The sequence below is a fragment of the Flammeovirgaceae bacterium SG7u.111 genome, assembly GCA_034044135.1.
GTDB lineage: Bacteria > Bacteroidota > Bacteroidia > Cytophagales > Flammeovirgaceae.
In genome coordinates, this window is record CP139021.1 from 321,448 (window position 1) to 336,000 (window position 14,553).

The 14,553-nt window shown below is 40.6% G+C and carries 12 protein-coding genes; 6 read left to right on the forward strand and 6 right to left on the reverse strand.

Annotated features, from left to right (window positions below):
* Nucleotides 1-35 precede the first annotated feature (35 nt).
* From R9C00_01260 to R9C00_01275, 4 genes are all read left to right on the forward strand, one after another.
* On the forward strand, nucleotides 36-776 hold the full coding sequence (locus R9C00_01260; protein ID WPO36076.1) for a lipoprotein signal peptidase: 741 nt from the start codon (nucleotides 36-38) through the stop codon (nucleotides 774-776).
* Nucleotides 777-937: 161 nt separating this feature from the next.
* On the forward strand, nucleotides 938-1,219 hold the full coding sequence (locus R9C00_01265; protein WPO36077.1) for a DUF427 domain-containing protein: 282 nt from the start codon (nucleotides 938-940) through the stop codon (nucleotides 1,217-1,219).
* Nucleotides 1,220-1,721: 502 nt separating this feature from the next.
* On the forward strand, nucleotides 1,722-2,303 hold the full coding sequence (locus R9C00_01270; protein ID WPO36078.1) for a DUF4142 domain-containing protein: 582 nt from the start codon (nucleotides 1,722-1,724) through the stop codon (nucleotides 2,301-2,303).
* A 109-nt stretch (nucleotides 2,304-2,412) separates the two neighbouring features.
* Nucleotides 2,413-3,003, forward strand: coding sequence for a DUF4136 domain-containing protein (locus tag R9C00_01275; protein ID WPO36079.1), 591 nt, complete (start codon nucleotides 2,413-2,415; stop codon nucleotides 3,001-3,003).
* Nucleotides 3,004-3,236: 233 nt separating this feature from the next.
* On the opposite strand, the gene R9C00_01280 is transcribed toward R9C00_01275, so the two are convergent.
* The 3 genes from R9C00_01280 to R9C00_01290 form a co-directional block, all read right to left on the reverse strand.
* Nucleotides 3,237-4,307 carry a BamA/TamA family outer membrane protein gene (locus R9C00_01280; GenBank protein ID WPO36080.1) on the reverse strand — a complete coding sequence of 357 codons (1,071 nt, stop codon included), beginning with the start codon at nucleotides 4,305-4,307 and terminating at the stop codon, nucleotides 3,237-3,239.
* 95 nt (nucleotides 4,308-4,402) lie between these two features.
* Nucleotides 4,403-9,943, reverse strand: a complete 5,541-nt coding sequence (locus tag R9C00_01285) for a lamin tail domain-containing protein (GenBank protein ID WPO36081.1) — start codon at nucleotides 9,941-9,943, stop codon at nucleotides 4,403-4,405.
* A gap of 352 nt (nucleotides 9,944-10,295) precedes the next feature.
* Nucleotides 10,296-10,724 (reverse strand): hypothetical protein, encoded by a 429-nt coding sequence (locus R9C00_01290; protein ID WPO36082.1) that lies wholly within the window; start codon nucleotides 10,722-10,724, stop codon nucleotides 10,296-10,298.
* Between the two features lie 628 nt (nucleotides 10,725-11,352).
* Between R9C00_01290 and R9C00_01295 the strand changes: the two genes are divergently transcribed.
* Both R9C00_01295 and R9C00_01300 read left to right on the forward strand, forming a co-directional pair.
* On the forward strand, nucleotides 11,353-11,868 hold the full coding sequence (locus R9C00_01295) for a hypothetical protein (GenBank protein ID WPO36083.1): 516 nt from the start codon (nucleotides 11,353-11,355) through the stop codon (nucleotides 11,866-11,868).
* 12 nt (nucleotides 11,869-11,880) lie between these two features.
* Nucleotides 11,881-12,018, forward strand: coding sequence for a hypothetical protein (locus R9C00_01300; GenBank protein WPO36084.1), 138 nt, complete (start codon nucleotides 11,881-11,883; stop codon nucleotides 12,016-12,018).
* A gap of 143 nt (nucleotides 12,019-12,161) precedes the next feature.
* On the opposite strand, the gene R9C00_01305 is transcribed toward R9C00_01300, so the two are convergent.
* The 3 genes from R9C00_01305 to R9C00_01315 all read right to left on the reverse strand — a co-directional run bounded on the left by R9C00_01305 (nucleotide 12,162) and on the right by R9C00_01315 (nucleotide 14,078).
* Entirely contained in the window at nucleotides 12,162-12,704 is a 543-nt protein-coding gene (locus R9C00_01305) for a hypothetical protein (GenBank protein ID WPO36085.1), read from the reverse strand.
* Nucleotides 12,695-13,192, reverse strand: coding sequence for a sigma-70 family RNA polymerase sigma factor (locus R9C00_01310; protein WPO36086.1), 498 nt, complete (start codon nucleotides 13,190-13,192; stop codon nucleotides 12,695-12,697). The genes R9C00_01305 and R9C00_01310 overlap by 10 nt, the downstream gene beginning before the upstream one ends.
* Before the next feature lie 136 nt (nucleotides 13,193-13,328).
* Nucleotides 13,329-14,078, reverse strand: coding sequence for a nuclear transport factor 2 family protein (locus tag R9C00_01315; protein WPO36087.1), 750 nt, complete (start codon nucleotides 14,076-14,078; stop codon nucleotides 13,329-13,331).
* Nucleotides 14,079-14,553: the final 475 nt, after the last annotated feature.

Sequence of the window (14,553 nt, forward strand, 5' to 3'; positions counted from 1 at the left end):
TGCGACAAAAAGCTTTCTTATTTTATTGAAATAAAATGAAGTATTTCAAATACTATCTGATAGCAATTTTGGTCATTGCTATAGACCAAGCTAGCAAACTATTGGTCCATTTCAACATGGAAATGGGATATAATGGGCAAATTTCTGTAATAGGAGATTGGTTCAAATTGTATTATGTTCTTAACCCAGGCATTGCCTTCGGGATAAATTTCGAGTCAGAATACAGCAAGTTTTTCCTTACCCTTTTTAGGTTGCTGGCGAGCGGAGCTATCGGTTATTACTTGTATCGGAAAATCAACCAAAAAGCGCACTGGGGTTTATTGGTGTGCATGGCCTTAATATTGGCAGGGGCAATAGGAAATGTGGTAGATAGTGTGTTTTATGGTGTATTCCTTGAAGGAAATGCCATTGACGGTGCTTTTACTCCTTGGTTTCATGGGCAAGTGATAGACATGTTGTATTTTCCACTGATAGAAGGTACGTTGCCTGCTTGGTTGCCCGTATGGGGAGGGGAAAGTTTCCTCTTTTTCAGTGCTATTTTCAACATAGCAGATTCGGCAATTTTCTTGGGAGTGGTGAGTATCCTTATTTTCCAGTCCACCTTCTTACCTAAAAAAGAGGAGGAAACCCCAGAAGAGGAGGTAGTGGTAGATACTGAGGTGGAAGTAGTGACGGAGGCAGAGGCTGATGATGCAGAAACCCCATCCATAGATGATTCTGAAGTAAGCAAAATTGAAGACTCAGAAGACCCTGACCTCAAAGGTTCAGAAAAGTAAGCTCTTTACGAATAAAGATATTGAAGTCCCAGGCTGTTGCTTGGGACTTTTTTTGTAGGTCAACAAAATGGAAATTGGGAACTTTATATTGCTCAGTCTGTTGGGGTTTGTGATTAAATTAACTTAAGATTTATTGCAAAACCTCAAAACATACACACAAAATGAAAGCAATTTGGAATGGTCAAGTGTTGGCCGAAAGTGACAAAACCGTTAGGATAGAAGGAAATCATTATTTCCCAATCTCTACCCTCAATAAAGCCTATTTTAAAGAAAGCGATACGCATACCCTTTGCCCTTGGAAAGGAACTGCTTCTTACTACACCTTGGAGGTAGATGGAAAAGCCAACGCTGATGCTGCTTGGTATTATCCTGATCCTAAGGAAGCGGCCAAAGGCATAAAAGACCACGTAGCCTTTTGGAAGGGAGTGGAAGTAGTTGACTAAGAACCGTTTTCCATTTCATATAAAAGTATATCCCCTTGTGATTCTCAAATCAAGGGGCTTTTTTTGCCCTTCGTGTAATTAATTCTACACCTGCTGTTTCATTTATTCCTCTTTCCCAATGCTAAGTACTCCTTTTGCTTAGTTGTGTTGATACATTGATAAAATGCTGTAGATCAGTTTTTTATAGCAGTGTTTCTGATTCGTTTCCATACCGTTTTTCTTCCTTGGTACAATCCTTTCACTTTATAGGGCAAATAGCTTATTAATAACCAAATATTCAACTGAAACTAACTAAGCGATGGAAACTTTAGTGATTGATTATGCAAAGTTCATTCAAGAGAACATACACTTTATCCTTTTAGGATTAGCGTTGATAATCACACTTTCACTGACATTTAAAAAGGATCTCCTGAGCTTTGATTGATAATAAAATTAGGCTTTGCTGCTTGTCTAATAAGTTTTTTTGGAATAGTAGCAGCCTGAACCCAAACCACGATACATCATGAAAAAATTAAAAAATATAGCATTGGTACTTACTGGAGGTTTTTTCCTTTGGGGCTGCGGCGATGTGTACAAAAGCAAGCCTGAGGAAATAGCCGATACCAGAAATGAATATAAATTTTCGGATCAACCTAACAAAGCAATGCAAGCTGATTTTATGGTTGAGGCGTATTTACAGAACAAAATGTTGATAGAAATAAGCAAAGTTGCCCAAACCAAAGCCCTTGACCTAGAAGTTAGGCAACTAGCAGATAAAATCGGCTCTGACCTTTACGATAAAAATGACAGTGCGGAGGCTATTATGAGGGACAATGGGTTTGTGATACCTACTCACCTAGGAGAGGATAGGATTGCCGAGATTGATAAGTACAAAGAGATGAAGATAGGGGCTCGTTTTGACAATAGATATGTAGAGCTATTGGAAGATTCCTATGAGTTCATGAAGGACCATTATGATGACGTAGATGAGCTTACCGATAAAAGAGTGAGGAATTGGGCGCTTATGTCACAAGCAATGCTGCACAGGCACGAAGAAGAAATTGAGTTTGTAGAGGACAGCATGAATCAAAAATTTGAATCTTAATAAAGTTGACTTACATCAAAAATAGAAAAAAAGCTAAACTAACGACTGACTTTCAGTTCATTGAAATATTTGAATAGAAATAAATTTTAACTCTAACACAGAACTAACCATGAAAAAAATAGCATTAATAATAACCAGTATGCTTTTGGCAATAGGGCTAACAAATGCCCAAGATTATACCGTAGCATCGGACAGGTTACCAGAACATGATTTCAGTGAATACAAAACTTTTGACTGGGCATCTGGAGCGAAAATAAAGGAAAACAGCTTTTATACGCTCAATGATTATATCTTGAAAAATAGCATTATGGATGCCATAAAAGGTGAAATGGAAGGTTTGGGGTATGAGCAAAGTACTACTTCCCCCGATCTGTTGATCAACTTTTTGGTATTTGAAAAACCAACTAAGTTTAGAGGCTATGGGAAAGTTGTGGAGACAAACGATACCTATTATGAATATTGGTCTTCATTTGGCTCTGATATGAAATTAAATGGTGTAAAAGAATATGACCTTGCCGAGGGTACGCTTTTGATCCATATGATTGATAAGAAAACAGGAGCCATGGTATGGCAAGGGTATGCTTCAGGCATTATGGACAACGATGTATTTGATAGAGATAAAGAGCGTATAAAAGAGGCAGTAGAACTTGTTTTTGAAAAATATCATGAAAGAGCAGATGACTTCACCACAGGTGAATAGCTTATATTGAGCAAATGTGTAATGTAAGATAGGGAAATCCCTTCGGCACTGCCGAGGGGATTTTTGTGTTTGACATAAGTAACCGTTTTTTGGACGGGGTTATTTTTTCGTTAGGCTAGCGGTTCTCCGCCGGGACAAAATATCCTTGCTAGCAGCGTTACGGAATGGTTTTTTATTGCAGGCGGTAGCGGAAAAAGAAGCAGTCCAAATAAATGGTTTTTATGGTCAGTCACTTAAAATGCTTCACCAATTTTGAAGTATGTTCCCCAGTCTCCGTTACCTACGGCTATATCTATCCCCACATTCATATGGTTTTTGGGGAATATCATGTAGCGAAAACCCGCACCTGCGCCAGGCAAGATTTTCCCATCGTCTTCAGAGTTGATGCCGTTAAAAACAGTTGCGAGTCCGAAAAAGCCTACTGCTCCCAATTTTTTGTGGAAGTTCCAGCGGTATTCGGCTTGCATTGCCACCATTTGGTCTCCTCTATAATCGCCTTGCGTATAGCCACGAATATCCGTTCGCCCTATAATGAATTGTTGGTTGAAAGAAAGGTCTCCAATGCCAAAACCTCCGTAGAGCCTTGCTGCCACCACATCTCTGCCTTGCTTAATGGGGAAAAATTTGTTGAGTTCTATTTCTACATTGCTCGAAATAAATTCATTTCCAAAAAACTCAGGGAAAGAGTTGAACTTTATTTCCGCCAGTAGCCCTTTTCTGGGATAATACACACTGTCGCGCCGATCGTAAGAGAGTATTGTTCCCAGCCCTTGCAAGTTTACGTTAATCTCCGCCGGGATACCTATATCAAAACTTGTATCGAAGCTAGACCGAACATAATTTACCCCAAAGTAGAGCTTATCGACTACCTTCCGTTGTAACTCTACAAATAAGAATTTTGCTCCTGTGTTGTAGCCCACATATTTATCGATAGGTGAGGCTACATAAAATTGAAAGTTAATGTTTCCATAGCCCGCCGCAGCAGTAGCTCTCCACTTATCTTCATTGAAATAGAATTTTGAAAATACCATGGCAAACCAAGTATCGTTGGTGCTGTACGTACCCAAAAGTCCCGCAATAGAGGAAGGGGAAATAGTGTCGGCAGGGTTGAGTTTGTACATGGCCATAGGCAGTGCGCCTACTGCAAGCCCAGTGGACCGGCTATAGTTGAGATAGGGAACAGGTACGAAGTTGAAGTTGCTTGAGTCTCCATCAGCCGATGCGGGAATATCTTGGGTATGCCCTTCAAATAAGCTAAGTGTAAGGAGTGAACCAAGCAGGATTTTGAGGTATATATTTTTCATCGCCGAGGTTTTCAGCGAAGCTAAAAAAAACAGCCCATAAGTTTTATGGGCTGTTCATAAAAAATAATTCTTTCGATAAGCGTTTAGCAGCTTACCTATTTATTCCCAATCATGATTTTCACAACTGGATATTTCTGCGCACCGCCTTCTACCTGAAGCAAGTACATTCCGTTGGTTACGTTCAATTCTTGCAACTGGACTTGGAAATTATTGATTCCTTTGGTCAACTCTAAGTTGCCAAGCTGGATTCTTCTACCAGTAAGATCGCTCAATGAAATAGAAACCTTGCCGATTTCCGTAGCAGGAATATCAATAGAGAACTGGTTGATAGCCGGGTTAGGATATACCAAAAGCTCATTTGAGAATTGGATTTCCTTTGTAATAAGCCCACCAAGTGCTTCTCTTGAACTTGCCCCAGAAGTTACGCTTAAAATTTCTACACCTGCAAGTGCAGCAGCGTCGCCTACGGTGCTTACACTGATTTCTCCGTTGGTAACTTCTACCTGCCAAGGACCTAGTTTTTTCCAAGTACTTTCAGCAAGTGAAACATTGGACTCAACAGTACTTCCATTTAGCTTCACATCGTAACTTTTAGTTTTGTCTTCCCATTCTACTACGTACAAATACACTTCGTAAGTACCGTTAGGAACTATACCCAACACATCTACTCCAGTACCTCCACTGGTAAGAAGAAGCGTTTTTTCAAGCATTGCTTTGTGGCTGGCAGAAGAAGCATCTTGGAAGTTCAACCAATTCATATTGAAGTTTCCACCACGTTTTGCGAGTTCACCAGACCATCCTGCCTGCCATTCGTTGCCATCGATGGTAAGGCTAGAGCCTCCTAAGTTATAAGCCTTGTAGAATTGTTTGTCTCCACTAACTGTTGGCGAATAAGTAGCCGTGTTGCTATACGGCGAAGCGCCACTTGCGTTCACAGCTTTTACCCTGTAGCTAGTAGCTTCACCTGGGACGGCAACTTTGTACATTTCAACATCAGTGTCGAGTGTAGCTATTTCTGAATAGCTTCCCGCAGAAGCGGCTTTAGCTTCCAATACGAAACTAGTTTCATTCGAAGCATTGTCGTTCCATTGGATCATCAGCTCAACTCCGTCGTTTGAAAGCGCAAGGTTGCTAGGAGCAGCTGGAGATTGAGGGTTAGGAGTACTTCCTCCTGTCCACACTTCCATTCCTGCAATACCTACTACAGCCCCAGATGTCTCTACTTTTATTTCTCCATTGGTAACATTCACGCTCCAAGGACCCATTTTTCCCCAAGTACCAGAAGATAGATTTGCGTTACTTTCTACTTGGTTGCCATTTAAGCTTATGTTGAAGAACTTATCATCACCTTGCCACTCTACTAGGTAAAGGTATACCTGATACGTACCGTTTGGAACGTTGGTCATGGTGACTCCAGCGCCATTTCCGTAGGTTACTTTGTCGAGAAGTAAGTTTAGGTCAGAATCATCTGGAGCATCGGCTAACGATACCCAAGAAAGGTTGGCACTTGTTCCTCTTAAGATCAAGTTTGAAGCCCAGCCTGGTTCGAATTCATTTCCATCAATAGTAAGCATCTGCCCACCACCAAGGTTTACGCCACGGTAGAAACTTAGGTCAGCACCACACTGCTCACCTTCAGAAAGGGCATATATCGATTTTTTTTCTCTTTTCTCATTATACCATGAGATTTTGGCTTTATTACGACGATTGTCACGAATTGTAGGTGCTGAAAAGTAAGACATGCCAGCTGGAGCGGCAAACGAACCGTTGAAGAGTGTGTCTATCAACCAGGTAATCTCTACTTCGAAATCGTTAGGGTTGGTAACTTTCCATTTCCTTTCGGAACTAGGATCGTCCGAACAAACGGAGGTAAGGTTGAGATCTTCTACAACTACTTCATCGATGCTACCTATATTTAGGCTCAAAGAAACAGGGAAGTGATCGGAAGTACTGTTCTCATAGTTGCTGTCGAAGAATTCGTAGTGAACAGTTTCAGAGCTGTCTATGTAGTTGTCGAACAGCTCATTTGTTAACATAATATGGTCGATCATATTTTCGTAGGAAACATATGAACGGAAGCCCCTGTTGCTAAGCGAAATAGTTTTTGTATTATAGTTTGTTGGGTCGTTTATAAATGCTTCGTAAGTGGTTACCGTAGTTGAAACATCGGCAACGGTTTCGTCTACATCGTCGTTATAATCACCCAAAACAACTACGTTTTTATCTCCATAATAAGCATCTAACGAATCTTTGAGGACGGTTACATCAAACTTGCGCATGTCGTAGCGTTCTTGAGGTCCATTGCTGCTATTTGCCCTTGCATGCAAGTTGACAAAGCATATGTTTTCAGTAGTTCCGTTCAAAGAAACTTCCGCTTCAAGCAAGAAAGGAAGCCTTCCACTTGCATAGAACCTACTTGCATCAGGGTCAGGGTAACCTGCATTGGTCAGCACGCTTCCGTCTCCTCCATTGTAATAAGGGTGGATAGAAGTCAATAGACCTTTGCTTGAGATAGGCGTGATAACCGACGTTTTGTAAAGGAAAGCCAGTTTTTGAGAATTTCCAGTTACGTTAGGAGGGTAAGAAACATTGGCAAGGTTGATCACCAACTCATAGTCAGGCAACTCGTCAGCCAAAGTCTGGAGAAGGTTTTCATCAGCAATTTCTTGGAATGCATATAAGTCGGCGTCTAGTGCCAAGATAACCGCTTTTGCGTTTTCTTTTTGAGTTGATTCTGGAGAAGGGCCATTACCCGTGCTCCCAAACCATTCGATGTTCCACGTTACGATGTCTAAGGTAGTTTCTGAAGAACCGCCATCTCCAGGATTGGAAGAAGTAGCACAAGGCAAGTCTGAACCTAAGCGAGGCAAAAGCTGTGGAGTACCATTGTAAGTTCCTACAATACCTATGACATCACAAGAAGCTGGAAGGAGTTTTCCTACCAAATCGCTCACATCATTATCTAGTCTCATCACTCCTTCGCCACTTGCATCGCTTATGGTGAAGTTGTTGTTGCCAAAAAGTAACATGCCTGCTTGAGGGAATGTAGCAGACGGGATACGTACTAATTTCCCTTCGTAACTAGCTAGTTGGGAAACGGTAATATCTACTGGTGCTATTACCACATCACTTTGGATCAACTCAACTGAAGAGATGCTTCCCAATTGCTGTAGACCGTTAAACTCGGTGCGGCTACCTGCAACTTTTAGTTCATCACCAATTTTGTAAACACCATCACCGTGTACTGTAGCATCGAAAATAGCTATTCCGCCTGTGGTATCTTGGATATAAGCCGGACCACCAAACTGATCGGAAGCGGTAAGCACACCTTGGATAATCACGTTTGATCCAACAGGCAATGCTTTTGCTTCAGCTATGGTAATCAGATCTCCAACTGGAGGTTCGACCACCTCAGAGTTACCTGGGAATTTAGTGCCGTCTATTAAGGTTCCTGGTGAGAAAAGTTTTGTGTCAACAGTTGAGTGTTTTATAAACTCACCGGTGATATCGGGGCTTCTGGTTACAGACTGGTTGTCTCCACCTTCGCTATCATAGCTAAGAGAGTCAATAGTTTCACTGCCATTTTTAACTACAATAACATCACCACCGTTATTCAATCCTAATGAGCCAGACGAAGCTGTTTGTACCAAAGAACCTTCAAAAGTTCCTGTTGGAGTTCCTCCACCAAAAATCACTATTGTTCCTTCAGAAGGTACTATAGTATTAGCTGGGAATATATGCCTTACACTTACTCCATCGCTCACTGTCCATCCTGAAATATTCAAGCTTGAAGAAGTGGAGTTGTAAAGTTCTACAAATTCATCTTGGCTAGAGTCTCTTGTTCCGTCGCCATTAGCATCGCCCGTCAGGTCGCCTGCCGGATCAGCCAAAAATTCGTTGATTAATAGTGCAATTGGAGCAGAATTTTTGCTGCCTGGGGTTGGGAGCATAGCTACATACGTGGATGTATTTCTTGCTCCGCCAGTTCCATTAGCTATTCTTTGCAAAGATTCGGATGCATTATTACCATTTTCTCCTTCATTTACCTGAGGCTCATTTGCATTTAGTAAAACTAGCAAGGCAGCATCGTCCCCATCGTTAGTATCATAAACAATAGCATCGAATAAATTATCGGTAGTTATCGGAGTGTCATTTGGGAAATCTGTAGCGTCGCCTTCGTAAAGGGCAACGGCATCAGCTCCGTTTTGCAAGCCATTTGTAGTGAAGGCTACCATGTCAACGTTTGGTACTGAAGCACTTCCTATTACAAAGTATCCATTTGCATCGGTAGTTTGCCCATCAAGGTCTATCGCGCTATAGCTAGCATCGTCACTTCCGTTGAATAACACAATTACTAAGCCGTCAAGCGCAGTATTTCCAACCCCACCATCGTACAATTCTATAAATTCTTCTGCATCTGTTCCTTCCGTGTCGGCATCAATCTCGTTGATGATAATATTTTCAGCAACTGAAGGAGGGAGCACGATTTCTTTAAAGTTTTCTGCACCTGGAGTGTCTGTGCCGTCTATTAGGTCAAAACCTCCTATTTTCCACACACCCTCGCTGAGGTATACATGGCTTGGTACAAATGTGCCATCAGGGCCAACAGTGGTGCTAGAGTAAACCATTTCTCCAGAGCCAACAGTTTCTACTAGTGCAACTTCGTCTATAATGCTTTCCCAAGGAGTGGTATCTAGCACACCATCATCATCTGTGTCTAAGTCGTCACCATTTGTCCCAGTGAAGCCTTTTACCAATAAGTGGGTTACGTTATCGCTGTTTTCAAAATTTAGGTCGGTGGTAAAGTCCGCCGTTCCCAAAGCACCAAAAGTAGCTTCGGCAGCTACAAAATAGCCACTGCTATCAATTGATTGTCCAGCTAAAGAAGTCACATTTTCTATAGTACCACTTCCTCCAGGTCCATCACCTATAACCAAATAGGTGAGCTCATCTAGCGAAGTGTTAGCAGCACCTGCCAATTCAAAATATTCGTCATCGTCAGAGCTAGGTTGGTCTACCCTGATCTCGTTGATTTTTACGCTTACTCCTCCAGATGCACAAGTAGTCGTGTGGCTGCCCAGCCCATCAAAAGTATTTTGAGGGAAACCTTCCCATTCAACAGAGGGGTCAAATGCATCAGTTGAAACAATATCACCTTGGCAGGAAGAAGACGTTCTTCTAATGGTGTTATTTTGGGTGCTAATATCTCCAGATCCCCATTCAGAGCCAGGGTCTGTACCTACTTGCCCTATTACATCAATTATTGTAGATCCGTTTTTCAAAACAATAGCATCGTCGCCATTGAAAAAGCTAGCATTCGAAGTCAGGTCTGTAACTGCTAAAATAGCAGCATCTGCACCATCATCAGCTACTACAAAAACATCTTCAGTTGCGAGGGTTCCACTAAGTGGGATTGTAGTGCTAGGGGATGTATTTCCATTGAAATACATCTCAATCGTGTAAGTGCTGAGATCGACTGGAGCACCAGTTCCATTGTAAATTTCTAAGGCTTTGTTTACGTTACTTCCTTCAATGTATTCCGAAAAAAAGAGCTCGGAAGTTTGTCCATTGGCTAAGGGGACAAAGCATGTGAGCAATAGGCATAGGTATGCCAATGCATGGGTAGTTTTCTTCATTATTTCAGTTGAATTTTATTGTTTGTATTTTATTATAGTTACAGATAAGCTAAAAATAAGAAGATGCCTGCTTCTTGGCAGCAAACAACTGTTAATGATCTGTAACAAGCCAAAAATGTCAAACTAAATTAAAGGAAAGTTAAACTAGAGAGGTTTTGGTTTTCTCATCTGCAAAATGATTAATATGTGCCCAAGATGAGGGGCGTTCATCAAAAAAGGCGAGAACCATGGGTTCTCACCTTTTTAAATAATTAAATGTAATAAACACAAGGGAAATAGCGTCAATTAACAATTAACAAACACTCATTCCTTATAAACCCTAATCGTTTCTTTTTTATTAAGGGTGGACTTCTTAGTACAGAATATCCCAACCTCCTTCTGTATTTTTTGTGGCCTCCCACCATTTTCCAAAAAGGAATAACAAGTTGGTGGTTTTATTTGCCTTAAATTCTATTTCGTTATAATAAGCGTTGTCTTCGTCTTTGTTGTGGATGGTCAGTATCTGCCCTTCCTCAGGTTCTTCTCCTTCAAAAACAACCTTATTGCCATATGTTACAGCATCATCAAGAATAATCACTTCTGGGAAATCCGTATTGATCGTGATCGAAGTCCCAGCCATTACCATGTTACTAGCCATTTCTTCTTCCATCAAAAATATATCTGAGCTAGAAGCAAAGTTTGGCGAGTAGTTGTTGTTGCTAAGCCCTTGGGCAAAGGCTCCGTCTATGCGAATTATCAACATAAATAAAACGGCTAGTACGAAAAGTATTCGAGATGTCATTTTTTTAATTTAAAGTTTGCTTGCTAGTTTAATTTCTTACACTTATCCAAAAAACATACATAAATCAATTTTTTAATATAAACTATTTGTAATCAATAACTTATGTAATTTCCCTTTTTGTGGTATAAGAGCTGATTGTATACTTATTGGGAGTTGCGTTCTCAAAATGGGAAAAATAACATGGTACATATGTATCAAGTGGTAGCTCTATGGGTTTCTATATGTGGAAAAATAGTTTTTGGAAAATAGGAAGTGGAAAACTTTAATAGGGAAGGTTTTTGAGATGTTTTTATTGAAAAAAATAAAAAATATTACATCAGATATTTAGGGATGGATATAAAGAGCGTTTGCAGAAAAATGCTAAAAATAGATCTGAGAATGGGATATTAATTATCTGGATCTAAGAAATAGTATTACTTTTTATAGATCACAAACAATGCCACCATGGGGTGGCCTAGGTAAGGTTAGGTATTTTGCCTATGCATATCAGTGATAATTTTAGCTGTACATTGAGTTGTTATACTCATGTACTAAGTACATTTAATGGATTTTAATTAATTTACATTGACGACCAATTAGGTGGTGTAACTCGAAATCAATAAATTTTTGTACACCCCTCCCCCTGAAAATGAAAAAGTATCTAGCCATAATAATCATCTTGGCTTTTAGTAGGAGCCTTTCGTTTGCTCAAGAAGTGAAATTTGATTTCAAGGAAGTTGCAAATCCGAAATATTTGAAATCAACCAAGTGGAGTCTCATGCGCCTGTGGTGCCTTACCCCGCATGGCAAAATGCCAGCATGGTTGCCCAAAGTAGGCTTGGAATTGAAAGCGCCTACCAGCATGAGCCAAGTAGCATGGTACGGCAGAGAACCGTTTAAAACGGAAAACGGGGCAAAAGTTTGTGGGGTGTACGAAGGCAGCGTAGCCGAGCAGCACGTGCCCTACCTTATCCCGCAAGGCAACGGCAATAAAAGCGATGTCCGTTGGTCTACGCTCACCAATGAGCAGGGAACAGGTTGGTTGGTAGCTGGGTCAACTCCTTTTGGTCTGCGTGTGTTGGAATACAGCACCGAAAACCTAAGCAGGGTGATGTACATTTTCCAACTCAAAAAAGTCGGTTACATCACGCTAAACATAGATTAAGAAGTCACAGGAGTGGGGGATACCTCGTATTCGACCTTGGAAGAATACCGAACCTTGCCTCATATTTTTGATTATAGTATTACCCTCAAGCTGTTTTCTGGCTCTACAGAACAGGCTATTGAAGCAGCTAAGTTTTATAGTAGAGGTTAGAGATTTACGTCGTGGTCGTTTTTTTACGCCCACGACGTTTTTTTGCTTGGAGGTTGGGAAGGGGTTTTGAAAGGAAAGCACGAAAACCTTAATTGCATCATCTAATCATTAGAAAATCAGCACATCCTTTTTTTATTCCCTCATTAACCAATCACTTCATAAGTCGTTTTTATCTTTTCAATCCTTGTTTTCCAAACTTTGCCGAGCAGATATACTTGTAAGGCAAAAACGCTCAACATACCCAACGGAACTCCAAATCCTTTTTCGGTCCAGTTGCTTGTGGAGGTCAGGAACAGCATTAATGTTGCCACCGCAATTACCCGCGTGCCTATGGAAACCCAAGCGTATGTTTTGATCTTAGCCAAGTAATTGTTCAACGATGCCTTCAGAGATTCGCCTTGGATGGGGTACTGAATGATTTTGTAACCCAATAAATTGTGCACAAGCAACAGGAGAATGGCAACTACTACGGCCACATTCCAAGCAAGAACTTTTAAGTGTCCATCAAAAATATCGTAAAATACAATTAGGACTGCTGCCCAAACTACCGTTTCGAAAATAAGCTGAAGCCGAAGCCTTTTGAGTACGGGATGGTTGCCCGTTTTTGTCATTTTTTTGATAAAATCTTTGCTGATATTTTTTTCTCCAGCATTCTCATAAACCGACTTGAAATCTTCTATACCCATGATTTTTCGTTTAAAGTTTTCTTCAATTTGTTTTTGATTCTGTTCAGGCGTACACCTATATAATTTTCGCTGATTCCCATTATCTCAGCCATTTCTGCATAATTCATGTCGGCTAAGTAGAGCGAGATAATTGCCCGCTCTGGTGGTTCAAGTTGCCGAATGGCAGCAAATAGGAATTCCTCCTGCGGGTTTTGTTCTACCGAGTTTTCGGCAGGAAGTTGGTGTTGGAGCTCATCCAAATTGGTCAGTTCGGTGGGTTTGGCTTTTCGGAACGAAGCCATCGCTGTGTTCAAACTGATGCGGTACATCCACGAGCTCACCTTGGATTTTCCCTCAAACCTCGGGTAGGCTTTCCAAAGCTGGTACGTGATTTCCTGAAAAAGGTCTTCGCGGTCTTCGGGGCTGTCTCGGTACATTTTGCATACTTTGTGGATCAGTGCTTGGTGCTGGTAAATGATCTCCAAAAATTCTTCTTGCGGTGGCGACATATTCTTTCTTTTGCTACATAGGTTGCAAGAAAGCGGAAAAACTTACAGTTAGGGTGGTTTTTTTATCAAAAAAAATGAGCGCACTAGGCGCCCATTCATGATTTTAGTTTTTATTTAAAATATTTAATATGATTCTTTAAAACATTCCGTTGGAATGTGCCATTTGCTCAGGTATAAGCTGCTTTACCGTCCATTGCTCAGCAATTTTAGCTTGCTCAAGCCGATAAATAGCATACACTGCCCAAGCTTGTTTATCAATAGTCATCTTGGACTGAACCAGTACAAAGTTACCTTCCCCAAGCACTCTAAAGGTTTGGTCGATATCTATTTGTTGGTAGTAATCTTGCAAACCTTCTATCCCTTGTGGTATTTGCAGGCTGTGTTGAATAAAATCACCTAAAACAAACTCAGAAATCTGTTCAAACTGCTTGTGTTGCAATACGCGTAAATAGCGAGTCACTAGCTCTTTATTTTCTTGGGTTGAGCCTGGGTTTTCATTGCCAAGTCGTCCTGCCTTCAATAAGCCTTCAACACCTTCAGGAATATTTTCAATGGCATCCCAATGTTCGGCTATTAAATCATTTTCAATTTTGAAGAGATCGATAACCGCCATCTTTTTACCCATAAAGTCTATTTCCAAATGCCCCGCAACAAAATTACCATCGGCTATTAATCGGATGAATGGCTTGGGTTGGTTTTGTGGTTGGGGAAGTGACTTTAAGAAGTTGATAGATTCGATAAAGCCTGTTTTTCCCGTTTTTACCATCGGGTTATGTTGAATATAATCGTCGGTGACTATTTGAGCGGCAAATTCAGCATCTCGCTCTCCTATTACTTTCGCATAAAAACTAGATATGAGCGATTTATTTACATTCGTATTTTCCATTTTGATATAGTTTTTAATCCCTAGCTTTTGAGGGTGTATTTTTTTTAAAAAGAGTAATGATGTTTGATTGGAGCGGACACAGCTATAACTGCCATTAAAAAAGTAGCCTTTTTAAATGCTGTATTACCCCTGTTGGGTGGGATTCTTCAGAGAAGAAGCGCTATAAGTGAGAAAAACTAAAATCGAAATGAAGGTAGCAGTTTTTTGGAATACATGCAAGCCCTGTCTTGGTTTTACATTTTTTTCAGGTTTCCTCTCTAATTTCTGAAAATCCCCAATTCACTTAGCGCAGTAGCTCCATCACTTCGCGCATCAATTCAATCAGTTCGGGTTTCTTTTTAAAAATGGTATTGACCTACCTTCTACTTTTGATGCTGAATATATACTAAGCACTAAGTGCTCCCGATAGCTATCGGGATTAAAAATACATTCATATTTCTGATAACCAATTTCCTGTAGGAAGAAGGTTGTCTTT